Source organism: Sphingomonas sp. BL-S-28 (assembly GCF_055521515.1).
Genome location: NZ_CM145484.1, coordinates 3,654,699 through 3,681,485 on the forward strand (window position 1 = coordinate 3,654,699; position 26,787 = coordinate 3,681,485).

The window sequence follows — 26,787 nt, forward strand, 5'->3', positions numbered from 1 at the left end:
TCACAAAAACAGTGCAGGCCGGGCGGGATAGTGTGGGGGGGGTGGGGCCCACCCGGCCTGCGTTCGACAGCGGAGGGAGTGCCGCCGAACCTCGTCGTCGGTGATACGAACGGACCGATCAGGCAGGCTGGGCTTGTGCCGTTCCCGCGATCAGTCCGGCATGGCGCATACTCGCAACGCTGCGCCCGCCGATCACCAGATGGTCGAACAATTCCAGGTCTACCGCCCGACACACCGCCGCCAGTTGTCTGGTCGCGAGCACATCGGCCCTGCTGGGCCGGTGGCTGCCGGAAGGATGGTTATGCGCAAGTACGATGCCCACCGCGTCGCGTTCCAACGCACGCTGGACGAGCATCCGGTAACTGCCGCTGATCGAATCGACGCCGCCGGTGATGCACACCGCCTCTCCGGCAAGCCGACCGTCGCGGTCGAAAGGCAATTCCACCAGGATCTCGCGGCCAAGGCGGCCCAGCTGGATTACCAGTGTCTCGAGAAGCTGGCGCGAAAGGGGTCTGACCCGGCAGTATCCCGGGACCAATCCTGCCAGGAGCGATCGCTGCCATGGCGACGCTGCCGGCGCAGGTGGAGTATCGTCCCGAAGATCAACGCCAGCAGCGCGAAGGCCGTGGGCGTTCCACGCATCACCGCGTAGACCAGCGGCGGGATGCCCAGGTCCGCCCATCGCGCAAAATGTGCGCTCAGGCTCAGCAGTTGCAGGGAGGTTGCCCATAGCGGCCAGATCCTAAGCGCCTGGATGGCAAGCCAGCCGAAGCCCAGCGTGCCGACAAGATCGGTAAGCAGCGAGAAGGGATCGACCCGCCTGAAGCCGCTGGGAAGCACAACTTCCGCCAGAGCTTCGATGCCGAGCATGGCCAGAAGAACGACGGCGCCCCACCTTTCGGGAGCACCGCCCTTCCAAAGCGCCAGCCCGATCGAGACGATCAGGAGCAGGAAGAACACCACCTGTTCGGTATTGATCACGCCTGCTCCCTCCGCTGGGATCACGCAGCGATTGCTGCCTCCGCCGTCGCCGGTTCATCGGCCACACGAGCCTGATCGGGGCAACGGATCGGAATGTCCATAGTTTCGGCAACCTTCGTCAGGTCGCGGTGCGCCTTCACCAGTTCAAGGCGGGCATCCATCAGCGTGCGCTGCACGTTGGCGACGCGGGCCATCGGCTGGTGCACCAGACGGGCGGCCTCTTCGGTGGCGACACGGGCGCGGGCGATTTCCGCCAGCAGCTCGCCGGCCTTGGCCAGCAGTTCGTCCATGTCGTCCTCAACCGAACGGATGCTACGGGTGATGCGCAGGCCGGCAATTTCTGGTGTCATCGCTTCGATTCCCTGTTGCGCCCCGATCTGCGGGATGCGCTGAGTGCGGACCGAAGGCTTCGCAGCGATGAACCGGACCGGCGCGCCGCTAGATCAAACGCCCCAGGGCATCGGCGATGGAGAGTGCTGCAGCCAGTGTCAGCGCCATCATCAATGCCAGGGCGATCACTGCGACCAAGCGCCCGGCACGGCCGAACTTCGCATCGAAAGCCTCCAGGCCTGCCATTGCCGAAGGTCGCATCTCCGCCCATTCCGAATGCCCGACCAAGGGGCGTGCATCCGAGAGAACGAAGACCGGATCGACCGGCAGGTCCTGATCGACTTCTTCCGTCTGCTCGGCCCGATCGTCGACACGGGAAAACTCATATGGGGGTTTGCCACATAGCTCCACCAGCCGTCCGTACAGACGCGCCGTGTCCTTGCGGTTGATCGTGCCCCACTTGTCTCGCACGCCGGTGATGCGCTGATCGACGGTATTCGGGGCGATCGCCAGCTCTCGCGCGATCTCCTTGGTCGTGCGATGCAGCACAAGCCGGTCGAGAACCTCGACTTGCTTGTCGGTCAGGCTGTCCAGCATGGCCCTGGCCTGTGCAATGTCGGTCACGTGGTACACGCCGGCCCTCTAAAACAACAACTGGCAAGGACTATAACAAACCAGCCCGCTGCGCGAGCAGCCCCTAAAGCAAAATTTCTTGTCGAATTGAAGTCGGCACCCGCAGACTTTCGACAATCACGGCGTTTACGGCACTGCATTTTCAGGACGATATTTCGAATCGTCGGCCGCAAAGGCTGCCGGAAAAACGATTGCGCGGGTTGTGAGCGGGCACATCGCACATCCGCCCCGCCGATTCGAAGTGCGGTGATTCGAATCATCACACAGCATCGATCGAGACAGAATCGGGAAGCCCCGAAGCCGCAGACAGGCAGTGCCGCTTCATCGCATGGCGCAACTGGTCATAGGTCAGCCCCAGCGCGGCGGCCGCACGGCGCTGGTTCCAGCGATGCCGCTCCAGCACTTCGGTCATCAGCCGCCGCTCGAAGCCGTCCACAGCGGCACGCAGGCTGCCGCCGGCAAGCGGATCATCGTTATCGGCCGCCGCAGGAGTCGGGGTCAGAGTCGAGATCGAAGCCGCTGACACCGCAGCCGGAGCGGATTTTGGCTCCGACGCCTTGCGCCACGGATAATCGAACGGATCGAAGACGATTCGCCCGATCGGCTCCTCGGCAAATCCCCAGCGATAGACCGCCCGCTCCACCACATTACGCAATTCGCGCACGTTGCCCGGCCAGTCGTGCGCTTCCAGCGCGGCCATCGCCTCCGCCGAAAAGCCCGGCCAGCGATCCCACTCCAGCTCGGTCGCCATGCGGCGGCCGTAATAGTCGGCCAGTTCGAACACATCCCCTTCCCGCGCGCGCAGCGGCGGCAGGTTGATCACCTCGAAACTCAGCCGATCGAGCAAGTCGGCGCGAAACGTGCCATCCTCCACCATGCGCGGCAGATCGGCATTGGTGGCACCGACGATGCGCACATCCACCTGCACCGGGCGCGAGGCCCCGATCCGGGCCACTTCGCCATATTCGATCACCCGCAGCAGCCGCTCCTGCGCGGCCATGGACAAGGTGCCCAGCTCGTCGAGGAACAGCGTACCGCGATCGGCCTCCTCGAACCGCCCAGCCCTGGCCCGCACCGCGCCGGTGAACGCGCCCGCCTCGTGACCGAACAGCTCCGCCTCGATCAGCGTTTCCGGCAGCGCCGCGCAGTTGAGCGTGACGAGCGGCTCCCCCCAGCGGGGCGAAAGGTGGTGCAGGCGCTGGGCGATCAGTTCCTTGCCGGTGCCGCGCTCGCCGATGACGAGCACCGGGCGGCGCACGGCAGCGGCACGGCTGGCCCGCTCGACCGCATCGAGAAAGGGACTCGACTGCCCGATGAATTGGACTTCGCGCTCCATTCCCAAATATTAGGGTAATTTCCCATTCATTGGCAATTCATATTTCGAGCGCGGTTCCGCCAAACCGCTGAAATCGCGCAATTCCGCCATTCGTGCAATTTGGCACACCCCTTGCGAAGCATTGGTCAATCACACCGAATACCAACCGAAGGACCGATGCCATGCCGTTCCATGAAGCTCCCGCAGCCAACAGCGCCTCCGGCCTCTCCGCCGGCCGCGCCCCGGTTCGCAGCAAGCTCGACTGGGCGATCCTCATCAGCATCCTGGCGATGGGCACGCTGAACCTGGTTGCGATGAGCGACCAGTTCGCGACCAAGGCCTATGCCGCTGCCCCCGTCTGCACGGGAGCACATCTGCAATGAGCAGGCTCGACGCGGAGATCGAAATTCTCCAGACTTCGGCTAACGGCACCGGCCAGGGCTTCGCAGGCCGCGCCCGCCCCTTCGATCCGTCCACCCTGGGCTTCGAAGGCGCGGCGCGCCCCCGCCAGTTCTCCAGCTTCGGTACGGCCAGCACCAAAGGAATGACCACGATGGGTATCTTCTCCCGCACCCGCGACATCATCGCCGCCAACTTCAACGACATGCTCGACAAGGCCGAGGATCCGGCCAAGATGATCCGCCTGATCATCCTCGAGATGGAGGAGACGCTGGTGGAAGTGCGCACCAGCAGCGCGCGGACCATTGCGGACCAGAAGGAACTGCGCCGCCACGTCGGCAAGCTGGACAAGCTGCAGGCCGACTGGGGCGACAAGGCGCAGCTGGCGCTCAGCAAGAACCGCGAGGATCTGGCCCGCGCCGCGCTTCTGGAAAAGAAGAAGGCCGCCGACATGGGCGAACAGCTCAATGCCGAAATCGCCGTGCTCGACGATGCGCTGCGCGCCTATGAGGAAGACATCGAGAAGCTGCAGAGCCGCCTGCGCGAAGCCCGCAGCCGCCAGTCTTCCATTGCCGCCCGCTTGCAGAGCGCCGAAAATCGGGTCAAACTGCGCACCTTGCTGTCGAACGAGCGGGTGGACGAGGCGCTGGTGCGCTTCGAGCAGCTCGAACGCCGCGTCGACTATGCCGAAGGCCGCGCCGAGGCGATGAGCCTGGCCGACAAGCGCCAGCCGACGCTCGCCGAAGAGATCGCCGCTCTTGCCGATGGCGATACGATCGAGGCCGAACTTGCCGAGATGAAGCGCGCGATGGGCACGCCTGCCCCCGCCGCTGCCGCCCCGGCAACCAAGACCCCGGAAGGCGATCAGTTCTAATCCTGTCGGCGCGCGCCTGGCCTCCCGGCATGCGCGCGCCGCCCGGCCCCTTCGACGGGGCGTGTGACCGGGAGCGGAGGCCCTGAGCCTCCAACAGTTTCAGGGGAAGGAAACGACAGTGTCACGCGGACATTTCTATATCGACAAGTCGAACGCCAAGGTTTCCGGTGTCTGCGCCGGGATCGCGGAATACACCGGGGTCGACGCCTTCTGGGTTCGTCTTGCCGCGGTGCTGCTCACCTGCTTCGGCTTCTATCTGACGATCCCGATCTACATCGCGCTGGCCTGGCTGGCCGACAAGAAGCCGATGTACCTCTATTCGGAAGAAGAGGAGGATCGCCTGCTGCGCCGCATGGAACGCCGCCGCGTGCGCCAGAGCCGCGGGCTTGATCGCGGGCTTGGCCTCGGCAGCTTCGGCACCGACCGCCGCTCCAGCCGCCTGCGTTCGGACATTTCGGATATCGACCGCCGCGTCGCCGAGATGGAAGAGCACTACAAGAGCAGCAATTCGCGCCTCGCCGCCGAAATCGACAGCCTGCGCTGATCGCCGAAGAACCGGGACAAGACATCATGGACAACGGCTCTATCGCCCTCCTCATCCCGCTGGCCCCGTTCATCGTCGGCGGTATCGCGATCTGGACGCGCCACCAGCACAAGATGGCCGAACTGCAGATCAAGGCGACTGCCGAGAAGGCCGCCCAATACGCCTCCAACTCGCGCGAGCTGGAAGAGCGGGTGCGCGTGCTGGAACGCATCATCACCGATGGCGGCTATGACACCGCGCTGCAGATCGAGGCGTTGCGCGATCAGCGCGCGGTGGAGGAAACCACCAGCGAGAAGGAAACCCGCCAGTGAGCTTCGGAGACGTCATGGGCCTTGCGGCCGTGATGGGCGCGATGATCGCCATCGTCGCGATCCTGGCCGGCGTCTACAAGCGCCGCCTTGCCTATCTGGAGCGCAAGCTGGAACTGACCGCCGGCATCGCCGCGAAGACCGCCGCCGAAAAGGCCGCGCAATACGCGACGCACAATGCCGAAATGGAAAACCGCCTGCGCGCGCTGGAAACCATCGTCACCGATGGCGCCTGGGACACCGCGCGCCAGATCGAAACGCTGCGCGACACCGATCCGCGCGCGAACTGAACCCTTCCACTTAAGGACTCCACCCTCATGGCCGTAGACTTCGTCATGATCGAAGCCCTTGCCCCCGTGATCATTTCCGCAACGGCGGTGATCACCGTCGGCTGGGTGGTCAACAACTGGCTGCGCATGCGCAACGGCTATCCGCTGGAGAATTCCTGGGGCAAGGCCGTCTACCCCAAGGACAACGGCGAAGCGCAGGCCCGCGTGCAATTGCTGACGCAGGAAAACGCCCAGCTGCGCGCCGAAGTGGGCGCGATCAAGGATCGCCTTGCCAGCGTCGAACGGATTGTCACCGACCAGGGTTATGATGTAGCCCGCCAGATCGAAGGCCTGCGGGAAGCCCGACATGAGGCCCGGCACGAGGTAACGCAACAATGAGCTTCTGGACTGCCATAGTCGTCATGTTCGCGATCGCCTGCGGCGTCTGGCTGCGCGCGCAGAAACTGCGCGGCGAACGACTGGGCTTCGGCGAAGACGGCCACGGCCAGCGCGAACACGAGCTTGAGGCCGAAGTGGAGAACCTGCGCAAGCGCATCGCCGTGCTGGAACGCATCGCCACCGACGACAAGCGCGGCGTGGAACTCGCCCGCCAGATCGAAGCCCTGCGCGACTGACCCGTCTGGCCGGAACGCTACCGGCCAGACGCACCCCTAACCAGCCGCACTCTTAAGCAGCGTCCCCTCTTCATCCCCCCGCTCAATTCCGAACCGGCGCGATCGCTCCCGCCTGGAACGAGCGTGTCCAGCCCTCGGCCTTTGTGATCCGTCCTGCCGTGAACTCGAACTTCACGGAAAATAGGTGCCGCTGCAGGCTATTGGTGAATTCGACGGTGACTTCGTATGTGCCGCAGGGATCGGTGATCGGCGTCGGAATATAATCCCAGCCGAGAAAGCGGAAGGAATCCGCCTTCATCTCGCGGGTCATTGCGCGAACAGCGGCGACGCCCGAGCCGAGCGGCCGTCCGACATCGCCCGCCCCCAGCGATATTGCCGCATCCGGGCTAACCAGTTGCTGCAAACGCGCATCCGACCTGCCAGGCGCCTCTGCCGCCAGATTGATCGCCTCGACCGCCCGGCGGCTCAGCACCGTCAACAAGTCTCCGACATATTTCGCGTCACCGGCACCGCATGAGGCATCGCCGGGTTCGGCGGCTTCGGCAGGCAGACTGGCCGAAAGGGCGAATGCGACCGCAAGCAGGGAAAACACTTTCATGCCTTGCCTATGCGAAGCCGAAGCCGCTCCCGCAATAGTTCGAAAAGCCGAATCCTCCCCGGCGGGATTTTGGACTATTCTCTCCGCATGGGAGTGGAAAGGCGCACCCGATCGGGCGCCGCTCACCTGACAGAAGGCGGGCCATGGCTATTGGCGGCGGCGGACATTGGCACATGCGTGACCTGATCGTGCTTGGCGGCGCGCTGGCGCTGAGCCTAGCCACGGCCTTCGCCTGCCCCGGCGCCTCCGCGCATGGTGAGGATATTGCCACGCTGCGCAATGTCAGCAGCCTGCTGTTCGGCATTCTGGCGGGCTTCTTCGTCGCCTTCCTGCTCAACCGCTTCACTGCGATCCGATCCCTGCTCTCGCGCGAGAGTTCGATGCTGATGGAACTCTACCGGCTGTCGCAGCCGTTCGGCCCGGAGTTCACGGCCAGAACCGTGGACCTGATCGACACCTACCTGATCGACCGCTTCGATGGAGACAATTACTTCAGCTTCACTATGCGCGGCCGCGATTCCCTGTTCGGCCTGTTCGACAATCTCGACACGCTGCCGCCGCTGACATCGCAGAACCTCACCTCCATGCACCGCAACTTCGTGGCATCGCTGCGGGAAACGATCGCCCTGCGGCGCGAGACCATCGTCACCGGCAAGATCACCGTCAGCCTGCTGCAGTGGCTGCCCCTGCTGCTGCTGGCGACGATCCTGATCACCAGCATTCTGGCGCTGAAATCGGACACCGTGCTGTCGTCATTCCTCAGCGGGATGCTGGTCTTCACGATCTTCACCGTGCTTTACGTGATCAAGGACCTCAGCGACCTCAACCTCGGCGGGGAATTCCTGAAGTTCGAAACGATCGAGCGCGTCTTCGATTTCATGGGGCGGCCGCGATACTACCCCCTCTGCCACGTCCGCGAGGGCCTGGTGCCGCCGGGCGTCGAGCGGTTCCGGCTGGGCATAGGCAAAGGGCGGATCTATTCGACCCACATCGTGGAAGTATCGCGCGAACAGGCACTGCGACAGGCGCGGGGTATTCAGGAGGCGGCCACTCCCATCTAGCACCAATGTCCAATGCTTGAAGGGAAGGCGGCTCGCACGCAGGAATGGCGGGTTCTGCAGGCGAGCGGTCATTCAGCCCGACAAAACCGTCACGGCTTTTTTCGAAACCCATCCCTTGGCACATCTTCTTGTCTGTTCGACTGGAAGTCCATTTTCATTTCTAGGACATCCATGACCACGGCTGTTAAACCGTATCTCAACCCAGACTTCCGTCTCGTCACAGATGTAGACATACGCCCCCGATTTCAGCGTCTCGCCTCTTCGCGCCGTTGCAGTGGGTGCTACAAAGACGGTCGTATCTGTATGCGGGAGTACCGGACTAATTTTAGCATAGTTGCAGGTATGGGAGGGGGCAGGCGGTGCCGCCGCAAGGAGAGCGAGAATGAGCACTCAGCCGTTATAGACCTCCGCTAAAGGTCCGCAATGTCGGCGGATGCGGACTGGCTGCTTTCCGCCCAAAACGATTAACCCGCGCCCAGCACTAGCCGCACTTCCAGCCCTCCGCCCAAGGCATCGGCAAGTTCGACCCGGCCATCGTGCAGTTTGGCGACCGCTTCCACCAAGGCAAGACCCAGCCCCGATCCCGCCACTGCGCGCGTGGGGTCGAGGCGGCCGAAGCGTTGGAGGGCGGCTTCACGTTGTGCTTCCGCGATGCCCGGGCCGTCGTCGCGCACGCCCAGCACCATCTGGCCGTCCTGCCGATAGCCGAACAGCGTGATCCGGCTGCCGCCCTCGGCATATTTCACCGCGTTGTCGACCAGATTGCCCAGCGCCTGCACCATCAGTTCGCGGTGGAGCAGGCAGGCAAGCCCCTCCGGCGCCTCGGCAGAGAGGGTGAAGCCTTCGTCCTCCGCATAAGGTTCGTAAAGCGCGGCAAGGTCTTCCAGAAACGGCGCCAGCGCGGTCTGTTCAAAGCGTTCGCGGCCGATGCCGGCTTCCGCGCGGCCGATCTGCAGCGCGGTCGTCAGGATGCGGGTCAGCGTATCGGCTTCGGCCAGTGCGCGGTTCATCGCCGCTTCTGCCGCCGGGTCGCGCGCCTCCACCGCCGCCTGTTCCAGCGCGGCGCGCAGGCGGGTGACGGGGGAGCGCAAGTCGTGCGCCAGCCCTTCGGCCACCACGCGCAATTCGCCCACCAGCGTCTCGATGCGGGCGAGCATCACGTTGATCTCGCCCGCCAGCTCGTCGAAAGCGTCGCCCGAACCGTCCAGCGGTACGCGCGCGTCGAAAGCGCCGCTGCCGACGCGGTGCGCGGTCTGCGCCATGTCGTGCACGCGCCGCCCCACCAGCCGCGAGGTCAGCGCCGCCACCAGCATGGTCAGCGGCAGAGCCAGGAACAGCGCCGCGAACAGCGCCTGCTCGAAACTGCGCTGAAGCCTCAGGTCGCGCCCGGTTTCGACGCCGGCTAGCAGCATCGATCCATCGGGCAGGCGCATTTCGGTGAGCATCATCTGCTCGGGCTGGGGATAGTCGCTGCGGTAGAGCGTGGTCGAAAACCAGTCGCCCCGCTGGTCTCCGCGCGGCGGCAGCGCGTCCAGATTGCCGGTCACGCGCTGACCGTCCGGCGCGGTGAGCAGCATCACCGGCGCGCGCCGCCCTTCGGCGCGCAGGCGGGTGTCTATGGTGGTACGCAGGCCGGCAAGCCCGCCATCCTCGAAGGCGGCGAGCAGATCGTCGCGCAAATCCTCCACCAGTGCGTGCTGTTCGTCATGCACGCTCTGCTGGCTGGAAATCCACACGAAAGCCAGCACGCCCCCGGTGGCGACCAGCTGGAACAGCACCACCGGAACGAACAGGCGAAACGAGGTGGAACGCAGCAGCCGCGCCACGCGCCGCCGGACCTTTTCCCTCAAGCCGAAACGCCCAGCCGATACCCGGCCCCGCGCACGGTGTGCAGCAGCGGGCTCGCCCCGTCCTCATCCAGCTTGCGGCGCAAACGGCTGACGTGCACGTCGATCACATTGGTGCCTGGATCGAAGTGATAGTCCCACACCGCTTCGAGCAGCATCGTGCGCGTCACCACTTCGTCGACATGGCGCAGGAAGTATTCCAGCAGGCGGAATTCGCGCGGCTGCAGATCGATGGCGCGGCTGCCGCGCTTCACCTTGCGAGCCAGCAGGTCCATTTCCAGATCGCCGCAAGTCAGCCGCGTCTCCACCGCCGGCTGGCTGACGCCGCGCTTCACCAGCAGGCGCACGCGGGCCAACAGTTCGGCAAAGGCGAAAGGCTTGGTGAGATAATCGTCCGCTCCGGAGGTCAGCCCGGTCACCCGGTCGTCGGTCGATCCCAGCGCCGAAAGCACGATCACCGGCGTCTCGATCCCGCCCGCACGCAAGGCGCCCAGGACCGACATGCCATCCATCTGCGGGATCATCCGGTCCAGCACGATCGCGTCATAAGTGCCGTCGCTGGCCAGGAACAGCGCATCACGCCCGTTGCCGGCCCGGTCGACCACGAAGCCTTCCTCTGCAAAACCCTTGACGATGTAGATGGCAGTGGCCTCGTCATCCTCGACCACCAGCAGCTTGTGCCCCATGCCTTGCTTTCCCGCCTCCGCCAGCATTGAACGCTCCGGCAAATCAGGGATTGCCGGACTGCGGCGTACCGGCAAGGTCGATCCTGCGGACCGCCCCCAGATGCACCACATCCAGATGCATAGGCTGCCGCCCGCGCTCAGACAACTCCTCCGCCAGAGACGAGAACGAGGTCGGCTGCCGGCCATCGACGTGGACGATGCGGTCGCCCACCACCAGCCCGGCATGTTCGGCATAGCCGTCCGAACGGACGGAGGTGATCACCAGCCCCGGCTTGCCGTCGGGCAGATCGTCGGCGGTGAAGTCCAGCACGCGGTGGCTCGCCTCGTCCCGCGCGGTGTTGTCCTGCACGGATACGGCATCGGGGCCGCCCAGCCCGAAATGGTGCTGCGCCCAAAGGTCGCCCCAGGTCAGCGCGCCGGTCACGACCAGCAGCGCCCCCAGCATCGGCAGGAGGTCCAACACGCGGTTCTTGGCGTCGGAATCTCTATGGGTGTCGTCAGCTTCGGTCATCGAACGGAAAAATCCACGCCTCCGGCACGCGATAGTCGATACACGATGGTCGATACGCGAAAGCCGGCGGCTCAAGCACACCCTTGCCCTTACGTATCGCAGTGCCAGCGGCGATTGTCACATTAAGGAAATTCCATGTTCGCTCCACGCTGCGGCAAGGACCGTGGGCGCAGGGAGGCAGCATGAACAGGGCTGCAACATTTCAGCGAAAGAGCCGAAGGAAAGGGCGTTACGCGCTTGTCGCGATCATGGTGATCGTGCTGGGCGTGCTCGGCTGGCTGGCATGGCTGGGCGCATTCGACGCCAGCCCGTTCCGCCAGCTTCCCGCAGGCGGCGATGCCCGCAAGGACTATGCCGCCGTGCTGATTTCGGGCGACATGGGCCCGCGCGCCGGCATGGGCGCCCCGGTGGCACAGGGCCTTGCCGAACACGGCGTGGCCACCGTCTCGGTCAATTCGCTGAACTATTTCCGCGTGCGCCGCACCCCCGCCGAAGTGACCGCGATGATGGCGCAGGCGATCCGCGACGCGATGGCGCTGGGCCATGTCGACAAGGTTGTCGTGCTAGGCCAGTCGTTCGGGGCGGACATGGTTCATGTCGGCCTGGAGAACCTGCCGGCAGACTTGCGTTCCCACGTTTCGCTGGTGGTGCTGACGGTGCCGACACGCACGGTGTTCCTGCGCGTCTCCCCGCTGGAATGGCTGGACAAGACCACGCCCGACGCGCCCGCCATCGCCACCGCGCGCAAGCTGGACTGGGTGCCGGTGGTCTGCATTCGCGGCGCGCAGGAGACCGACAGCCTCTGCCCGCTGCTGCACCTTCCCCACCTTACCCAGCTTGCGCTGCCCGGCGACCATTACCTCGAACACGACGCCGACCGGCTGTTCACGACTCTGCGCACCGTGATCGCCGGCCATTTCCAAACCGCCAAGAGCCTGAATTTCCCGGAGTCCACTACATGACCCGCCGCATGACCACCCCCTTCCGCGCCCTGCTTCTGGGTCTTGCGCTGGCAACAGTCGCTCCCGCCGGGGCCGTGCCGACGGTGGCGCAACCCGCCGCGCTCAATCCGTTTGGCCGCTGGCTCAATCCGGCGGGAGACGTGGAAGTCTCGGTCGCGCCCTGCGGCGCACTGCTCTGCGGCACGGTGACATGGGTGGGCGGACAGGCGCTGGCCGATGCGTCGGATGCCGGGGTGCAGCACCTTGTCGGCACCCAGCTGCTGCAGGGCTATCGCCGTCAGGATGCCGGCAACTGGCAGGGGCAGGTCTTCGTGCCCGACATGGGATCCACCTTCTTCTCGCGCATTCACCAGCCCGATGACGGCCACCTGAAGATCAGCGGCTGCATCCTGCATGGGCTGCTCTGCAAGTCCCAGATCTGGACGAGACGATAGACAAGCGGAACTGACGGGATGCGACAACCGTGACAACGCCACTGCAGAAGCGCCTCATGCACCTGAAACCGCTGGCTCATAAGCTGGCGGTTCCCGCACAACTGGCGCTGGCGGCGCTGGTGCTGCTGCTGGCCGGGATCTGCCTGCACCACATGGCGACCCGGCTGGACCTTCACGCCGTATTGCGCGATGCCCGCGCCCTGCCCGCGTGGCGGCTGGCGGCAGCGCTGGGCTTCACGGCCGCAAGCTACCTGCTGCTGACCATCTACGATGTCATGGCCCTGCGCGCGATCGGCAAGCCGCAGCCGTGGCGTGCGGCGGCGCTGGCGTCCTTCACCAGCTATACGCTCAGCCACAATCTGGGCTTCGGCATCATCACCGGCGCCGCCGCGCGCCTGCGCGTCTATGGCGCGCGCGGGCTGACGACGGGCGATGTCGCCCGCGTGACTGCCATCGCCGGGGTCACGTTCTGGGCCGGCGTGCTGGCCTCCGCCGCGCTGGCGCTGCTGGTGCACCAGAGCCCGCTGGTGGTGGCAGGCCATGTCCTGCCGCTGGCGATGCAGCACGCCGCCGGCGCTGGACTGCTGGCGCTGCTGGGGATCGTCGCGCTGATCGGCAGGCGCTGGCACCTGCCCGGCCCCGCCGGCATGGCGCGCATGACCACGGTGGCGCTGGCCGATATCGGCGCCGCCTGCGCCGCGCTGTTCGTGCTGCTTCCCCATGCTGCCCCCGCGCTCTATGCGCCGTTGCTGCTGGCCTATGTACTCGCCATCGTCGTCGCGCTGGTAAGCCACGTTCCCGGCGGGCTGGGCGTGTTCGAGGCGACCGTGGTCGCGCTCTGCCCGCAAGTGCCGCCGGGGATGCTGCTCTCCGCGCTGCTGGTCTACCGCATCGTCTACTACCTGTTGCCGCTGGCCGGTGCGCTGGTTCTGCTGCTGCATCACGAACATGCCCGCTGGAAGCGTCCTGCCGGCCTTGCCCTGAAAGCGGGCGAGACGATGCTGACCGCGCTGGCCCCGCGCGTGATCGCGCTGCTCGTCTTCCTTGGCGGCGGCGTGCTGCTGCTTTCGGGCGCAACGCCTGCCCTTCCGGAGCGCATGGCCGCCATCCGTGGTATCGTTCCGCTACCCTTCGTCGAAGCCAGCCAGATCGCCGCCAGCCTTGTCGGCACTTTGCTGTTGGTGCTGGCCCCGGCGCTCTACCGCCGGCTGGACGCCGCCTTCATCCTGACCCGCGCGCTGCTGGTGGCAGGCGCGGTATTCTCGCTGGTCAAGGGCCTGGACTACGAAGAGGCGATGACCCTGCTGGCCGTCGCCGGCGTGCTGCAACTGGCGCGCAAGGGCTTCTGGCGGCGCACCGCGCTCACCACCGATGTGATGAGCGCCAACTGGATCCTCGCCATGGTGGCGACGATCACGCTGGTGATCGTGATCGGCTATTTCACCCAGACCTTCCCCGCCTATCGCGGCAGCCTCTGGTGGAAGTTCGCATGGTCCGGCGATGCCTCCCGCTACATGCGCGCCAGTTTCGCCGTGGCGGTGGCGACGGGTGCCTTCGTCGTGCTGGCCCTGCTGCGCCCGTCCAGCCACTGCGCACGGCCCGACGAGGCGCCGGTGGACGTGGACGAGGCGTTGACCCACGCCGTCCGTTCGGAATCGATGCTGGCGCTGACCGGAGACAAGCTGTTCCTGGCCGGGCCGGACAACCGCAGCCTGCTGATGTATCAGGTGCGCGGCCATTCGTGGATCGTCATGGGTGATCCGGTGGGCGATGAGGCCGACTGGCCCGACCTGCTCTGGCGCCTGCGCGAACGGGCGGACGCCAATCAGGGCCGCGTGCTGCTCTATCAGGTGACCCCCGCCGTGCTGCCCATCGCCATCGACATGGGCCTGCAACTGATGAAGTACGGAGAGGAAGCGCGCGTGGACCTCGCCCACTTCTCGTTGGACGGCCCCGGCGCCCGCCCGCTGCGCCACGCCATGCGCCGCGCCGAGCGCGAGGGCGCGGAATTCGCCATCGTTCCCGCCGCCCGCGTGCCCGCGATCATGGGCGAGCTGCGGCTGGTTTCCGACGAATGGCTCCACGCCAAGGGCCAGCGAGAGAAAGCCTTCAGCGTCGGCCGTTTCGACGAACCCTACATCGCCCGCTGCGACATTGCCGTGGTGCGCAAGCAGGGTGCGATCGTCGCCTTCGCCAACCTCTGGAAGACGGCGGGGCGCGAGGAACTTTCGGTAGACCTCATGCGCCACCGCGCCGAAGTGCCCTATGGCTGCATGGACTTCCTGTTCACCCGCCTGATGCTCTGGGGCCGGCAGGAGGGCTATGCCTGGTTCAACCTCGGCCTTGCCCCCCTCTCCGGCATCGAGGCCCGCCGTCTGGCCCCGACATGGGCCCGCGCGGCGGGAATGCTGTTCCGCCACGGCGCCGCGTTCTACGGTTTCGAGGGGCTGCGCAACTACAAGGAAAAGTTCTCTCCGGTATGGGAACCGCGCTTCATCGCCTGCAACGGCGGCGTGGCGACCGGCCGCGCCCTGCTGGACCTGCAAGCGCTGATCGGCGACGGGCGAAGTGTGGGGAGACTGCGCGGAGGGCAGCGGAAAACCGGGTCGTAAGGTCTCCCCAACGAAACCCCAATACTCCCGTCGCCCCCGTGAAGGCGGGGCCCCCGCCTCCGCGGGGATGACGAGGATGGTTAGCTGCCGTTCCTGCGGAGCGTCTTGTCGATCATCCAGACGTGAAGAAGCTGGATGACAACGAATAAAGCACCAATCCCGATGAGTGTCGGAACCACCATGCCTTCTTGGCCAAGCCTGGGCTGCACGCAGAGTGACAAAACGACAAAACTCAGAAGCACGCAGATTGCCAACGTCGGAATAAACGCGAGGGCCACTGGCCGCGGCGCTGACCACGTCACGTTCCCGTCCAGCCACCACTGCATCGGCAATCGATCTTCAAGACGAAACCGAACGTTTGCCGATCGCGCCAGACCGAAAAGCGTCAAAGCAAAGAGAACAGCAATAATGACCAGGGCCATGCGCCAACCTCCGAGACCGCATAATATCATATCGGGTAACAGCGGCTAGGGAGGCTTTAGCAGCCGTAGCGTTCCCCCACACCGCTGGGACTAACACCGCTACACTTCGCAGGTTTCGCCCCTCTCCCGCAAGATGGAGGGGCCGGGGCTGAGCTTTCATCACCTCCTCCATTCCCAACAAAGAACTTCTCCACTTCGCCACCGCACAGGCAGTTGTCCGACGCCGTGACCTGTCGCTAATGTCGCGCCCCAAGCCCCTCAATCGGGACCAGAAATGACCGTCATCGCCGCCCAACTCTACCACAATGGCCGCTCTGCCGAGCCCGTGTCGCTCGAAAGCTGCCCGCCCATGCGGCAGGACGGGGACTTCGTATGGATCGGCCTCTACGAACCCAGCGAGGCCGAACTGCGGGCCGTGCAGAAGACCTACGGCCTGCACCCGCTGGCGGTGGAAGACGCGCTGAAGGCGCATCAGTTGCCCAAGGTGGACGTCTATGGCGATCAGCTGTTCGTCGTTGCCCGCACCGCGCATCTGGAAAAGGACGCCATCGTCTACGGTGAAACCTCGATGTTCGTGGGCCCGCATCACGTGATTTCCGTTCGCCACGGCTCCGCCCGCGCGCACACCACGCTGCGCGCCCAGTTGGAGGCGGCACCGACGCTGCTGCAGCACGGGGTGGACTATGTGCTGCACGCGATCCTCGACTTCATCGTCGATGGCTACCTGCCGATCGTCGAGACCATCGAGGAGGAAGTGCTGGAGATCGAACGGCAGGCGCTCGACGCATTTCTCGATCGCGAGCAGGTGATGCGCCTCTTCGCGCTGCGCCGCGAACTGATCCGCTTCCAGCGCGTGCTGGGGCCGATGGGCGAAGTGTGCAGCAAGCTGGTCCACCTCGACATGCCGTTCCTGGATGCGGCGGTGAAGCCCTATTTCAGCGACGTGTTCGACCATGTCCGGCGGGTGGAATCGATGGTGGCGAACTTGCGCGAAGTGCTCACCTCGGTCTTCGAAGTCAGCCACCTGCTGGAATCGCAGCGCCAGAGCGAGATCACCCGCCAGCTCGCTTCGTGGGCGGCGATCCTGGCAGTGCCGACCGCCATCGCCGGTATCTATGGCATGAATTTCGAGAATATGCCCGAACTGCACACCCGCTATGGTTATTTCATCGTGCTGGGCGTGATCGCTGTACTGTGCGGAGGTCTGTTCAGTTGGTTCAAGCACACCAGGTGGCTGTAGAGCATTTTCTAATCAGGTGGAAACCTGATGACTCGGGAAATGCGCCAAACCAAAAACTTAGAGCAGTCGACCCGGCGCAGGCGGGTTGACTGCTCTAAACGAAATGGCTCCGAGCAGACCGACCTGCCCGGAGCCATCAGGGGACATATAAGATAAACACGCGGATCTGGGCGAAGTTCCGAAATCCGATTTACCTATCCGAAACATCGCCAGCGCCGCCCCGAAACCCCAACTTGCCGGCCTGTTAGAAATCCTCGCTCCATTATTGCAACTAGTTATCATTAGCTATAACGAGGTTAGACAAGGAGTGAGCCATGCCTGCATCTGCCGAACAGCCGGCGCCAAACCCACGCAATTCCGGGCGTCTCGCGCTCGCGACGGCGCGCGGGCGAGTCGTCTCTGGCAGTACAGGCGATGCAATCCGCGCTTTCGGCGCGGGCCGCACACTCCGGAGGCCGGCCATTTTCGCCTTGCCATGCCGCCAATGACAGGTCATTCGCGCGAACGGTTTCGACTCACGCCGATGGATGGGCGCATCATTGGCGAGGACGAGGCGATCCTGTTCGGCCTGCGGACCACACGGTTCGCGCGGCGACTTCACACCCTGTAATGCAGGGTCAGCCGCCCCAAGAAGACCGCCGCCGACAGTATTTCCCGGACACAGCATTTTTTCCGAAGGATTCGATAGTAATGAGCGATAGCGCCGCCGATACGGCGACCCTGACCCCCACCGGCGCACTGACGGTTGAGGAAGTGCTGTCGGTCCATCACTGGAACGACCACCTCTTCAGCTTCAAGATCACCCGCCCCTCGACCTTCCGCTTCCGTTCGGGCGAGTTCATCATGATCGGCCTGCCGGGCGACAACGGCAAGCCGCTGCTGCGCGCCTATTCGATCGCCAGCCCGGCTTATGCCGAGGAACTGGAATTCCTGTCGATCAAGGTGCAGGACGGCCCGCTGACCTCGCGCCTGCAGAAGATCCAGCCGGGTGACCAGATCTACCTCGGCCGCAAGCCGGTGGGCACGCTCGTTGCCGACGCGCTGCGCCCGGGCAAGCGCCTGTTCCTGTTCTCGACCGGCACCGGCCTTGCGCCGTTCCTCAGCCTGGCCCGCGATCCGGACATCTATGAGCGTTTCGAGCAGATCCTGCTGGTCCACTCGGTCCGCCGCGTCAGCGATCTGGCCTTCCGCACCGAACTGGAAAGCCAGCTGGCCGACGATCCGCTGATCGCCGACGAGGCGCTGCTGCAGTTCCACTATCTGCCTACCGTCACGCGTGAGGACTTCCACACGCAGGGCCGCATCGGCAACCTGATCGAGGACGGCCGCCTGTTCATCCCGCAGCTGCGCGGCCCGGCCAAGCTCGATCCCGAGACCGACCGCATCATGCTCTGCGGCTCGATGGCGATGATCCGCGAGTTCGAACACAGCCTGGAAGCCATGGGCTTCGAGGAAGGTTCGAACAACAAGCCGGGCGATTTCGTGATCGAACGCGCGTTCGTCGACTGATCGGATCGACCGACGGAATACGGGAAAGGGGCGCAGCGATGCGCCCCTTTTCTTTTGTGCTCTCCGCGCCCCGCATTCCACCCAAAACCCCCGTCGCCCCCGCGAAGGCGGGGGCCCCGCTTTCTTCTGCGCTCTCTCGTAAGCCGCAAGAAAAGCGGGATCCCCGCCTTCGCGGGGATGACGGGGTGGTTTGGGTCGGCGCCGTCGGTGGAATGCCTGAGCGCTAAGCTCGCTCGCCGGTCACTTTGGCCGAGCCGAACATGCCCATCTTGCACTTGCCGGTGATGGTGTCGCCGCCGATCTCCAGATCGTACTTCAGCGTGATCTTCATCGGCTTCTCGACCTTCAGATCGAAGCGCAACCGGTTGCCCTCCACCGTGCCGCCCGCAAAATCCTGTCGCCCTTCCGGCGCGGAGAGATAGCCGCTGAGCGCCGTGCCTTCGATATCGAAGTGCGCCACCATCGCCTGCGGCCCCATCGGCGTCTTCAGCACCATGTTCCAGTCGCCCTCCGGCCCGGCCGAAGACACGGCAGGCGCTTCCACCATCGGCTTCGGTGCCGCTGCGACCGGCTCCACAACCTCCACCTTCATCGGCTCCGGCGCATGGACGCCCGAAACGTCGCGCTGTTCGATCACATCGAGGATGCGCGCGGGCGTCAGCGGCAGCACCACATCGCCCAGTTCGCCGAAGGGCGTGAGCGCATCGGCAATGGCGTTCACCAAAGTCGGCGGGCCGATGATCGCCCCGCCCTCCCCCACGCCGCGCATACCGCCGATGGTCTTGGACGGGGTGTTGGCATGGACGAATTCGAACGTCGGCACGTCGTTGATCGACGGCAGCATGTAGTCCTTGAACGTCGCCGCCTGCGGATTGCCGCGCGCGTCGTAGGGCATCTCTTCCAGCAGCACCATGCCGATGGCTTGTGCCAGACCGCCGGAAATCTGCCCCTCAACCACGGCCGGATTGATCACCGTCCCGCAATCCTCCGAGGAGATCCAGCGCAGGATCTTCACGAAGCCGGTCTCCGCATCCACTTCCACCACGGCCAGATGCGTGGCGCTGGTGAAAGTCATCGGTGGCGGTTGATAACGAAACTGCATCTCCAGCCCGCTTTCGAAACCGGGCGGCAAACGGTCCGGCTCGCCATAGGCAATCGCGGCGATCTCCGCGAGCGGACGGGCCATTTCCGGCGCGCCTTCCACGCGCACCGTGCCATCGTCGATCACCACGCTTTCGACGCTGGCGTTGAGCAAGTGCGCGGCCAGCGTGCGCACTTTGTCCGCCAGCATTTCCGAACAGCGGATCGCCGCGCCGCCGGCAATCACCCCCTGCCGGCTACCTGCCGCGCCGGGGCCGAAGCCGCCGCGCGTGGAATCGCCCTCGAACACGGTCACGTCCTCGTAACGGACGCCCAGGCGGTCGGCGATGCACTGGGCCATCGTCGTTGCCGTGCCGTGGCCCTGCGAATGGGTGGAAAGCGTGGCGGTGACTTTGCCGGTCGGCTCGATCCGCACTTGCGCCAGTTCGCCCGTCATCGGTGCCATCGATCCGGCCGAGCCGGTCGGCTCGACATAGGAAGCGATCCCGACGCCCAGATAGCGCCCCTCTGCCCGCGCTGCCGCCTGTTCGCGCCGGAACGCGGCCACGTCGAAATGGTCGAGCAGCTTTTCCAGACATTCGCCGGGGGTGATGTCGTCGACCGGAATGCCCATCGAGGTCATGGTGGGCTGATCCGTCAGATAGACCAGATTACGCCGCCGGATCTCGATCGGATCGATACCCAGTTGCCGCGCCGCCCGGTCCAGCAGAGTCTCGCGTGCCAGCGATTCCATCGCCCAGGGCCCGCGATAGGCGGCAAGGCCGTTGGTATTGGTGTACCACCCGCGCGAAACGAAGGCGTAGGCAGGCACGCGATAGGCCGCCCAGACGAACATGTGCACGGCGATATTGCTGTCCGCCCCCTGCGGGAACGCGCCGTTATTGCAGTCATAGATGCCGTGCGATCCGGTCAGCCGCCCTTCCGCATCGAACCCGGCCTGCAAGGTCATTTCCGCCTCGCGCGCCTGATTGGAGGCGGTCAGCGCCTCATACCGATCCTCGATCCACTTGAGCGGCTTGCCCAGCAGCAGCGCGGCGACGATCACCGCGCTCTCTTCCTTCCATGGATGGTTCTTGAGGCCGAAGGCCCCGCCCACATCCTTAGCGATCACCCGGATCGCGGTATCGGGCAGGCCAAGCGCAAGACTGACCCAACGCGCCACCAGATGCGGGCTCTGGCAAGTGATCCAGAGCGTCAGTTCCTCCGGTCCGTCGCGCGAGGCGAGCACGCCGCGCGTTTCCATCGGCGATTGCGAGATGCGCTGGTGGACGATCCGGTGACTGAGGCGCAGGGCCGATCCGGCGAGCTTGTCCTCCAGCTCGTCCTCGATCTCCTCGTCACCGATTTCGGCGGCGACATTGCTGTCCATGCCGGGATGGATCGGCCCGGCTGCCTTGGCCTGCGCGATGGTGACGACCGGATCCAGTTCTTCGTACTCGATCTCGATCAGAGAGGCCGCGTCTTCCGCCTGCGCACGGGTTTCGGCGGCGACCAGCACCACCGGCTCGCCCGCATAGGACACATGGCCGTCGGCCAGCGGGGTGTTCGCGATCTCGCCCTCGGTAAAGAAGAACGAGAGCATCTTGATCGGCCGCGCGGCAAGGTCCGCCATGGTCAGCACGGCATGGACGCCGGGCATCTCACGCGCGACCGCAGTGTCTATCGAAACGATCCGCCCGCGTGCGATCGGGCTGCGCGCGAAGGCGACATGCAGCATCCCCGGCAGCGTCACATCGTCGACGAACTGACCGCGCCCGGTCAGCAGGCGCGGGTCTTCCTTGCGGGGAACGCGCTTGCCGATCCAGCGGGTGGCGCCAAGGTTGGAATTGGGGGCGTTCATTCGGCCGCTCCCGAACCGGCCACTCCGGTGCCGACAGTGCCTTCCGCCAGCGCCTTGGCAGCGCGGCGGATGCCCTGATAGCCGGTGCAACGGCAGATGTGGCCGCTCATCGCCGAAACCAGCGAGTCCTCGCTCGCCTTCGTCTCGCTTCCGGTGAGTGCGGCGAAAGTCATCAGCACGCCGGGGGTGCAGAACCCGCACTGCAGCCCGTGCGCCTCCCGCATGGCCTGCTGGACGGGGTGGAACGTGCCGTCCGGCGCGGCGAGGCCTTCCACGGTGGTGACCGTGCCGCCGTCCGCCTGAACTGCCAGCATCAGGCAGGATCGCACCGCGCGTCCGTCCACCATCACCGTGCAGGCACCGCAGACGCCGTGCTCGCAGCCGAGGTGGACGCCGGTGCAACCCGCATCGAGCCGCAGGTAATCGGCAAGGCTGGTGCGCGCCTCCACCACCGCGTCGCGGCGCTGGCCGTTGAGCGTCAATGCAAGGACGTGCTCGCTCATGCCGCCTCCCTCAATTGCAGTGCCTCGCGCAAGGTTCGCGCGAAAATGCGGCGGCCGACGGTGCGGCGATATTCGGCGCTGGCGTGGTGATCGTCGAACGGCGCGGTATCCGCCACCGCAAGGTCGGCCATGGCGCGTGGATCGAGGCCGGAGAGCGAGGCGCCTGTCAGAGCTGCCTCTACCTGCCGCATCCGCATCGGCGTGGGGCCCATGCCGAACCATGCGAGGCCCGCGCGGGTCACCGTGTCGCCCTCCACCACCGCCGCGCCGACCATGCCCACCAGCGCGAAGTCGCCCGGCCGCTGCGCCACTTCGCGGAACAGCACAAGGTGCCCCTCCGGCCAGTCGGGATAAGTGATCCCGGTCAGCAGTTCGTCCGGCTCCAGCGCGGTCATGTAGGGGCCGATGTAGAATTCGCTGGCGGGCACGGTGCGCGTGCCCCTGACCGACGTGATCTCCAAAACCGCGCCCAGCGCCACCGCCGTCGCGGGCATTTCCGCCGCCGGTTCGCCCAGCGCGATGGAGCCGCCCACAGTGCCCCGGTTGCGCGTCTGGTGATGGCCGACATGGCCCAGCGCCGTGACCAGCGCCGGCAGATGCGCCGCCAGCACGGGATCGGCCAAGGCATCCGCCTGCCGCGTCATCGGGCCGACGCGCGTGCCGCCCTCGACGCGGGTGACGCCCTGCAAGGCCGCGATCCGGCCGATATCGACAAGGATGAAAGGCTGGCTCATTCGCAAGTTCAGCAGCGGCATCAGCGTCTGCCCGCCGGCAATCACCGTCGCGCCGCCGCCCGCTTCGGAAAGGATGCGGCAGGCCTCCTCAATCGTGCCGGGCCGCTCGTAGTCGAAAGGCGCGGGCTTCATCGCCGCGCTCCCCTGCGACCCGCCTCGAACGCGGCGGCAGCGGTGACGATCAGCAGCACCAGCACCACCAGCATCTCGGTTCGCAGATGCGCCGCGCCCAACAGGAAGCCGGCCAGCACCGCCAGGATCAGCGCCGCCACCCAGCCCCACAAGCCGCCGGGCGCCGATCCCGTCGAAACGGAAACAGGAACGGCACCGGCCGCAGGTCCCCCGACCGCTGCGCCCGGTGCCGTCGCCCCTTGTTCGGTCGCGGCGGTTGTTTTCCCCCCGGAAGCAACCACCTCACCGAACTTTGCGAAGAACTTGCCGGCCAGGTTCTTCGCAGTGGCATCGATGATCGGTCCGCCAAGCTGGGCCATGCGCCCGCCGACTTCCGCATCGACCTCGTAAGCGATCAGCGTCCCCCCGGCCGCTGCGTCGCTCAACCTTACTTTCGCGCCGCCTTTCGCGGTTCCGGCAACGCCCCCGTTGCCCGAACCGGTGATCGTATAGCCGTTCGGCGCGTCCAGATCGGACAGTTCCACCGCGCCCTTGAACCGCGCGCCGATGGGGCCGATCTTCACTTCCGCCGCCGCCACGAAGCGGTTGTCTCCATCCCGTTCGAGCGACTGGCAGCCCGGAATGCACTGCGCGAGCACGGCCGGATCGTTCAGCGCCTCCCACACCCGCTGGCGCGGCGCTGCAACCTGCTGCTCGCCCGTCATCTGCATCCCGCGCTCTCCCCCGCTCGGCCGTATTCTTCTTTCGGTGGCGGAGTGAACGCGATCTTCCCGCCGGGCGCAAGACTTATGAGCGTCTCTGTATCTTATTCCCCGGGGCGATGACTGCCGCCACTCGGTGGCGATCACCCCGCACTGCCACTACCACTCTCGCCCGAAACCCGGAAAACCGAGGCAGGAGGAGAGGCATGAGCGCAACCGTCATCGTTACCGGAGCCGCCGGCGGCATGGGCATTCCCACCGCGAAGCGCTTTGCCGCGCAGGGCCGCCCGCTTCTGCTTTGCGACGTCAGCGCCGAAAAGCTGGAGGCTTTCGCGGCGGAACTGCGTGCCGATGGCGCGCAGGTGACCACGCTGGCGGGCGACATTTCCGCGCCTTCGTTCCCGCAGGACCTGATCGACGCGCTGGGCGAAGCGCCGCTCCATGCGCTGGTGCATACGGCCGGGCTCTCGCCGACGATGGCCGATCCGCTGCGCATTCTGGAAGTGAACTATTTCGCTACCGAGCGGCTGGTCGCCGCACTGCTGCCGCGCTTCGAGGAAGGCGGCTGCGCCGTGCTGATTTCGTCCATGTCAGGCTATCTGCTGACCGATCCGGCAATGGTCTCGGCCGTGCGCGACATGGTGGCCGGCAAGGGTCATGCGGATGTGGAGCGCTTCGCCGTCAATCCCGGCATGGGTTACACCCTTTCCAAGCGCGCGGTGATCGCGCTGGTCGGGCGCGAGGCGGCGGCTTACGGCGCGCGCGGGCTGCGCATCTGCTCGATCGCGCCGGGCTTCATCGACACCCCGATGAGCCGCGCCGAGCAGGAAGAGAGCGAACAGATGCGCCAGATGATCACTATGACGCCCGCCGGTCGTCTGGGCGTGGGGGACGAGATCGCCTCGGTGGCGGAATTCCTGTGCTCGCCGGGGGCCTCGTATATCAGCGGGTGCGATATCAAGGTGGATGGTGGGATTCTGGGGCGGTTGGGGATTTGAGCCGGCGCAGTTCCTCCCCCATCGGGGGAGGTGGCAGCGCGTAGCGCTGACGGAGGGGGCGTTCGGCAGCGTTGCGCTTGCCCCCTCCACCACCCTTCGGGCGGTCCCCCTCCCCCGGTGGGGGAGGATCTTTTAGGGCAGCGTCAGGTTCCTAGGTCACTCTCGCACTCCACCACCGTGGCGATCCGGAACGAGGCGCGGTCGAACAGGTTCGCCTCGTCGGCCACGATCTCCTCGGGCATCAGGCTGGTGGTCATATAGCGCAAGGTGCCGCGAAAGGTCGCCTCGTCCTCGAACCAGAGTTCGGTGATGACGTCCGGCCCATCGGTGAACGCGCCCGTCTCCGGATGGACCTGCGGCTCCAGATAGCGCCGCACATAGCGCGAAAGCCCCTGCGAATAGCGCTCCGCCAAAGGCGCATGGCGCGTTTCGTAGTAGTCGCGGAACTGCTGCGGCGTCAGGTCCGGCCGGCGCTTCATGAACAGCAGAATCTTGAACACCGTACCGGCCATGCCTTCACTCCCGATTGGAGGGCAGCGGTAACACCCGGCCCCTGCCCACCCCAACCGCCGGAGCGATGGCCGCTATTCGTCGCGGGAATCGATGTACTTGGCTTCCAGAAAGCGGCCGCGCGTGGCCAGCGCGTCAAGGTCGTTGCGCGAGAGATCCAGGCTCATTGCCTCGATCTGGCCGGCGATCACGTCCAGCCCTTCGACCAATTGCTGGGACGGAGTGGTGCCGCCCGCATGCGGCTTGTTGCGCAGTTCCGCCGGAATGCGCGTGTAGCTGTCCACTAGCGAGGGCAGATGTTCGGACAGCAGCTTGCGCACCTCGTGCGCGGCGGGGCCGTTTTCCTGAAGCGAGGCCAATTGCGGGGCGATCTGTTCGAGGCGGACGCCGATCATGTCCACCGCGTCCACGGCGGCGCTGGGCAATGCACGGCGGCGGTTTTCCAGCCAGATCTCGGTCGATCCCGCCAGTTCCGGCAAGGTCGCGTTGCCCAGATCGCCGGCATTGAGGCGCGGGCTCGAAGGGTAGATCGACAGGAAGCAAAACACCGCGAAAGCCAGCAGCGTGGTCAGCACCGTGGTCGCGAAAGAGAGCCCGCCAAGGATCAGCCCCGCGGTCAGCGCGACGATGAAGATCCCCGCCACCGCCAGAAACGCCCGCCGGATACGGCGCCAGCGGAATGCCCAGCGTTCGCGGCGCGCGGTGTAGAGCCGCGCGGCCCGCTGGCGGCGGGCGGCGCGGATGATCTCTTGATTCATGGCATTGCGCGTGGAAACCGCGCGCGAGGTGGGGTCTGGCATGTTGCTAATCTATCAGGCTCAGTCCAGCGCCTCCAGCAGCGCCTTGGCCGCCTTCGTATCGCCCAGCGCTGCGGCGCCTTCGGCCTGCCCTTGGGCGCGGGCGATATAGGCCTTGGACTTGGTGACTTCGCCTTCCAGCGACTGCACCGTCTGCTTCATCGAATCGAGCGCCTGCATCTTGAAGGTGTCGATCGAATCCATGGTGTCATAAATGTTCTGGAACGCGCGGCTGAGCGTTTCCAACGGGATCGTGGAGTTCGCCGCCTGCTGATGGATGCGCGCGGTATTGTCCTTCAGCATCTGGCCGGTTCCGTCGATAATCTTCGCAGTCGTGGTGTTGAGCGCGGTGATCTGGTCCAGCACCAGCTTCTGGTTGGCCATCGCCTGCGCCACCGTCACCGCCGTGCGCAGCGCGCCGACCGTGGTGGTGGAAGCGCGATCGACGCCCTTGATCAGCTCGACATTGTTCTTCTTGACCAGATCGAGCGCGAGGTAGCCCTGCACCGAAACCGCCATCTGCGTCAGCAGGTCCTGCGTGCGCTGGCGCACGTAGAACAGCGCAGACTCGCGCACGGCCTTGGCCTTGGCGGGGTCCGTATGGTCGAGGTCGTTCGCCTTCTGCTCCAGCGTCTCGTCCAGCGCCTTCGACATGAAGATCATCTGTTCGAGCTTGCCCATCGCCGCCCAGAGGTTCTGGCGCTCCACATCGATGGCGGCGTTGTCCATCAGCAGTTCGTCCTTGCCGCCCTGCAAGCGGGCGAGGATCGCGCTGATGTGGCCCTGCGCGCTGGAGTAGCTGTCGAAGTAATTGCGCAGCTTGTTGCCCATCGGGATGATCCCGAAGATCTTACGGCGCGACAGCAGATCGCCCTTGGTCGAGGGGTCGAGATCTTCCACCGTGCGGCGCAGTTCGGCAAGGTCGGCACCGACGCCGGCATCCTTATCCATTGCGCGCACCGGACGATCGAGGAAACGGTTGGACTGGCCCGACGCTTCGGCAATTTCCTTGCGGCCCATGTTGGTGATCTGATCGACGCGGCGGCCGAATTCGGGCGAATTCACATCCTGCGTGACAAGATCGTCGACGAATTCGTCGACGCGCACTTGCAGCTTCGACTTCTGCTCATCGCCCACCGGCACAAGGCCAGCCGCCCGTTCGGGCTGGACCACCGGCACCGGATCGGGAGGCGTCAGCTTCAGCTCGCCCGCGGTCGCCTGATCGGTCGTAGTGGCCATGGAAGAAAATCCCCGTCCTTCAAGAAATGGTGTCGTCTCACGCGAATCTAGGTTGGGCCGAA

At 65.5% G+C, this 26,787-nt stretch carries 31 protein-coding genes; 14 read left to right on the forward strand and 17 right to left on the reverse strand.

The window, feature by feature from the left end:
- Positions 1–118 precede the first annotated feature (118 nt).
- The 5 genes from ACZ1JC_RS25695 to pspF all read right to left on the reverse strand — a co-directional run bounded on the left by ACZ1JC_RS25695 (position 119) and on the right by pspF (position 3,280).
- Positions 119–445 carry a JAB domain-containing protein gene (locus ACZ1JC_RS25695; RefSeq protein ID WP_465137471.1) on the reverse strand — a complete coding sequence of 109 codons (327 nt, stop codon included), beginning with the start codon at positions 443–445 and terminating at the stop codon, positions 119–121.
- A 32-nt stretch (positions 446–477) separates the two neighbouring features.
- Positions 478–981, reverse strand: coding sequence for a hypothetical protein (locus ACZ1JC_RS25700; RefSeq protein WP_465137470.1), 504 nt, complete (start codon positions 979–981; stop codon positions 478–480).
- Positions 982–1,001: 20 nt separating this feature from the next.
- The gene (locus ACZ1JC_RS25705; RefSeq protein ID WP_395330999.1) at positions 1,002–1,331 is read right to left on the reverse strand and encodes a hypothetical protein; all 330 of its coding nucleotides are present in this window, start codon (positions 1,329–1,331) and stop codon (positions 1,002–1,004) included.
- A gap of 88 nt (positions 1,332–1,419) precedes the next feature.
- Positions 1,420–1,935 (reverse strand): LuxR C-terminal-related transcriptional regulator, encoded by a 516-nt coding sequence (locus ACZ1JC_RS25710; RefSeq protein ID WP_465137469.1) that lies wholly within the window; start codon positions 1,933–1,935, stop codon positions 1,420–1,422.
- Between the two features lie 268 nt (positions 1,936–2,203).
- Positions 2,204–3,280, reverse strand: coding sequence for a phage shock protein operon transcriptional activator (pspF, locus tag ACZ1JC_RS25715; RefSeq protein ID WP_465137468.1), 1,077 nt, complete (start codon positions 3,278–3,280; stop codon positions 2,204–2,206).
- Between the two features lie 161 nt (positions 3,281–3,441).
- Here pspF and ACZ1JC_RS25720 point away from each other — a divergent pair, with 161 nt between their 5' ends.
- The 7 genes from ACZ1JC_RS25720 (at position 3,442) to ACZ1JC_RS25750 (ending at position 6,288) form a co-directional block, all read left to right on the forward strand.
- Positions 3,442–3,642, forward strand: a complete 201-nt coding sequence (locus ACZ1JC_RS25720) for a hypothetical protein (RefSeq protein WP_465137467.1) — start codon at positions 3,442–3,444, stop codon at positions 3,640–3,642.
- Entirely contained in the window at positions 3,639–4,532 is an 894-nt protein-coding gene (gene pspA / locus ACZ1JC_RS25725) for a phage shock protein PspA (RefSeq protein WP_465137466.1), read from the forward strand. Before ACZ1JC_RS25720 ends, pspA begins: the two co-directional genes overlap by 4 nt.
- A 118-nt stretch (positions 4,533–4,650) precedes the next feature.
- Positions 4,651–5,076 carry a PspC domain-containing protein gene (locus tag ACZ1JC_RS25730; protein WP_465137465.1) on the forward strand — a complete coding sequence of 142 codons (426 nt, stop codon included), beginning with the start codon at positions 4,651–4,653 and terminating at the stop codon, positions 5,074–5,076.
- Positions 5,077–5,102: 26 nt separating this feature from the next.
- Positions 5,103–5,387, forward strand: a complete 285-nt coding sequence (locus ACZ1JC_RS25735; RefSeq protein ID WP_465137464.1) for a hypothetical protein — start codon at positions 5,103–5,105, stop codon at positions 5,385–5,387.
- Positions 5,384–5,674 (forward strand): hypothetical protein, encoded by a 291-nt coding sequence (locus ACZ1JC_RS25740; protein ID WP_465137463.1) that lies wholly within the window; start codon positions 5,384–5,386, stop codon positions 5,672–5,674. The genes ACZ1JC_RS25735 and ACZ1JC_RS25740 overlap by 4 nt, the downstream gene beginning before the upstream one ends.
- A gap of 27 nt (positions 5,675–5,701) precedes the next feature.
- Complete coding sequence (locus ACZ1JC_RS25745; RefSeq protein WP_465137462.1) at positions 5,702–6,052, forward strand: hypothetical protein; 351 nt, start codon at positions 5,702–5,704, stop codon at positions 6,050–6,052.
- Positions 6,049–6,288, forward strand: coding sequence for a hypothetical protein (locus ACZ1JC_RS25750; RefSeq protein ID WP_465137461.1), 240 nt, complete (start codon positions 6,049–6,051; stop codon positions 6,286–6,288). The genes ACZ1JC_RS25745 and ACZ1JC_RS25750 overlap by 4 nt, the downstream gene beginning before the upstream one ends.
- 82 nt (positions 6,289–6,370) lie before the next feature.
- Here the strand turns inward: ACZ1JC_RS25750 and ACZ1JC_RS25755 are convergent, their stop codons facing one another.
- Positions 6,371–6,766: a hypothetical protein gene (locus ACZ1JC_RS25755; protein WP_465137460.1), complete on the reverse strand. Its 396-nt coding sequence runs from the start codon at positions 6,764–6,766 to the stop codon at positions 6,371–6,373.
- Between the two features lie 293 nt (positions 6,767–7,059).
- Between ACZ1JC_RS25755 and ACZ1JC_RS25760 the strand changes: the two genes are divergently transcribed.
- Complete coding sequence (locus ACZ1JC_RS25760; protein WP_465137459.1) at positions 7,060–7,947, forward strand: bestrophin-like domain; 888 nt, start codon at positions 7,060–7,062, stop codon at positions 7,945–7,947.
- Between the two features lie 464 nt (positions 7,948–8,411).
- Here the strand turns inward: ACZ1JC_RS25760 and ACZ1JC_RS25765 are convergent, their stop codons facing one another.
- The 3 genes from ACZ1JC_RS25765 to ACZ1JC_RS25775 are packed head-to-tail and all read right to left on the reverse strand — an operon-like array spanning position 8,412 to position 10,991.
- On the reverse strand, positions 8,412–9,797 hold the full coding sequence (locus ACZ1JC_RS25765) for a sensor histidine kinase (RefSeq protein ID WP_465137458.1): 1,386 nt from the start codon (positions 9,795–9,797) through the stop codon (positions 8,412–8,414).
- Complete coding sequence (locus ACZ1JC_RS25770) at positions 9,794–10,480, reverse strand: winged helix-turn-helix domain-containing protein (RefSeq protein ID WP_465137457.1); 687 nt, start codon at positions 10,478–10,480, stop codon at positions 9,794–9,796. Before ACZ1JC_RS25770 ends, ACZ1JC_RS25765 begins: the two co-directional genes overlap by 4 nt.
- A gap of 43 nt (positions 10,481–10,523) precedes the next feature.
- Positions 10,524–10,991, reverse strand: coding sequence for a PDZ domain-containing protein (locus ACZ1JC_RS25775; RefSeq protein WP_465137456.1), 468 nt, complete (start codon positions 10,989–10,991; stop codon positions 10,524–10,526).
- A 182-nt stretch (positions 10,992–11,173) separates the two neighbouring features.
- Here ACZ1JC_RS25775 and ACZ1JC_RS25780 point away from each other — a divergent pair, with 182 nt between their 5' ends.
- The 3 genes from ACZ1JC_RS25780 to mprF are packed head-to-tail and all read left to right on the forward strand — an operon-like array spanning position 11,174 to position 14,999.
- Positions 11,174–11,953 (forward strand): AcvB/VirJ family lysyl-phosphatidylglycerol hydrolase, encoded by a 780-nt coding sequence (locus ACZ1JC_RS25780; RefSeq protein WP_465137455.1) that lies wholly within the window; start codon positions 11,174–11,176, stop codon positions 11,951–11,953.
- Positions 11,950–12,387, forward strand: a complete 438-nt coding sequence (locus ACZ1JC_RS25785) for a DUF2147 domain-containing protein (RefSeq protein WP_465137454.1) — start codon at positions 11,950–11,952, stop codon at positions 12,385–12,387. The genes ACZ1JC_RS25780 and ACZ1JC_RS25785 overlap by 4 nt, the downstream gene beginning before the upstream one ends.
- A 29-nt stretch (positions 12,388–12,416) precedes the next feature.
- Entirely contained in the window at positions 12,417–14,999 is a 2,583-nt protein-coding gene (gene mprF / locus ACZ1JC_RS25790) for a bifunctional lysylphosphatidylglycerol flippase/synthetase MprF (RefSeq protein WP_465137453.1), read from the forward strand.
- Positions 15,000–15,079: 80 nt separating this feature from the next.
- Here mprF and ACZ1JC_RS25795 read toward each other — a convergent pair whose 3' ends face one another.
- Positions 15,080–15,421: a hypothetical protein gene (locus ACZ1JC_RS25795; protein WP_465137452.1), complete on the reverse strand. Its 342-nt coding sequence runs from the start codon at positions 15,419–15,421 to the stop codon at positions 15,080–15,082.
- A 274-nt stretch (positions 15,422–15,695) separates the two neighbouring features.
- Between ACZ1JC_RS25795 and corA the strand changes: the two genes are divergently transcribed.
- Together corA and ACZ1JC_RS25805 are read left to right on the forward strand one after the other, a co-directional pair.
- Complete coding sequence (gene corA, locus ACZ1JC_RS25800) at positions 15,696–16,661, forward strand: magnesium/cobalt transporter CorA (RefSeq protein ID WP_465137451.1); 966 nt, start codon at positions 15,696–15,698, stop codon at positions 16,659–16,661.
- A gap of 690 nt (positions 16,662–17,351) precedes the next feature.
- Complete coding sequence (locus ACZ1JC_RS25805) at positions 17,352–18,170, forward strand: ferredoxin--NADP reductase (protein ID WP_465137450.1); 819 nt, start codon at positions 17,352–17,354, stop codon at positions 18,168–18,170.
- A gap of 223 nt (positions 18,171–18,393) precedes the next feature.
- Here ACZ1JC_RS25805 and ACZ1JC_RS25810 read toward each other — a convergent pair whose 3' ends face one another.
- The 4 genes from ACZ1JC_RS25810 to ACZ1JC_RS25825 are packed head-to-tail and all read right to left on the reverse strand — an operon-like array spanning position 18,394 to position 23,190.
- A complete protein-coding gene (locus ACZ1JC_RS25810) occupies positions 18,394–21,111 on the reverse strand; it encodes a xanthine dehydrogenase family protein molybdopterin-binding subunit (protein WP_465137449.1) in 2,718 nt (905 codons plus the stop codon).
- Positions 21,108–21,614, reverse strand: a complete 507-nt coding sequence (locus ACZ1JC_RS25815) for a (2Fe-2S)-binding protein (RefSeq protein WP_465137448.1) — start codon at positions 21,612–21,614, stop codon at positions 21,108–21,110. Before ACZ1JC_RS25815 ends, ACZ1JC_RS25810 begins: the two co-directional genes overlap by 4 nt.
- Positions 21,611–22,480 carry an FAD binding domain-containing protein gene (locus ACZ1JC_RS25820; RefSeq protein ID WP_465137447.1) on the reverse strand — a complete coding sequence of 290 codons (870 nt, stop codon included), beginning with the start codon at positions 22,478–22,480 and terminating at the stop codon, positions 21,611–21,613. Before ACZ1JC_RS25820 ends, ACZ1JC_RS25815 begins: the two co-directional genes overlap by 4 nt.
- The gene (locus ACZ1JC_RS25825) at positions 22,477–23,190 is read right to left on the reverse strand and encodes a CoxG family protein (protein ID WP_465137446.1); all 714 of its coding nucleotides are present in this window, start codon (positions 23,188–23,190) and stop codon (positions 22,477–22,479) included. The genes ACZ1JC_RS25820 and ACZ1JC_RS25825 overlap by 4 nt, the downstream gene beginning before the upstream one ends.
- Positions 23,191–23,387: 197 nt before the next feature.
- Between ACZ1JC_RS25825 and ACZ1JC_RS25830 the strand changes: the two genes are divergently transcribed.
- Entirely contained in the window at positions 23,388–24,179 is a 792-nt protein-coding gene (locus tag ACZ1JC_RS25830; RefSeq protein WP_465137445.1) for an SDR family oxidoreductase, read from the forward strand.
- A 143-nt stretch (positions 24,180–24,322) separates the two neighbouring features.
- On the opposite strand, the gene ACZ1JC_RS25835 is transcribed toward ACZ1JC_RS25830, so the two are convergent.
- The 3 genes from ACZ1JC_RS25835 to ACZ1JC_RS25845 all read right to left on the reverse strand — a co-directional run bounded on the left by ACZ1JC_RS25835 (position 24,323) and on the right by ACZ1JC_RS25845 (position 26,725).
- Complete coding sequence (locus tag ACZ1JC_RS25835) at positions 24,323–24,691, reverse strand: EthD domain-containing protein (protein WP_465137444.1); 369 nt, start codon at positions 24,689–24,691, stop codon at positions 24,323–24,325.
- A gap of 72 nt (positions 24,692–24,763) precedes the next feature.
- A complete protein-coding gene (locus tag ACZ1JC_RS25840) occupies positions 24,764–25,489 on the reverse strand; it encodes a hypothetical protein (protein WP_465137443.1) in 726 nt (241 codons plus the stop codon).
- Positions 25,490–25,507: 18 nt separating this feature from the next.
- Entirely contained in the window at positions 25,508–26,725 is a 1,218-nt protein-coding gene (locus ACZ1JC_RS25845) for a toxic anion resistance protein (RefSeq protein ID WP_465137442.1), read from the reverse strand.
- Positions 26,726–26,787: the final 62 nt, after the last annotated feature.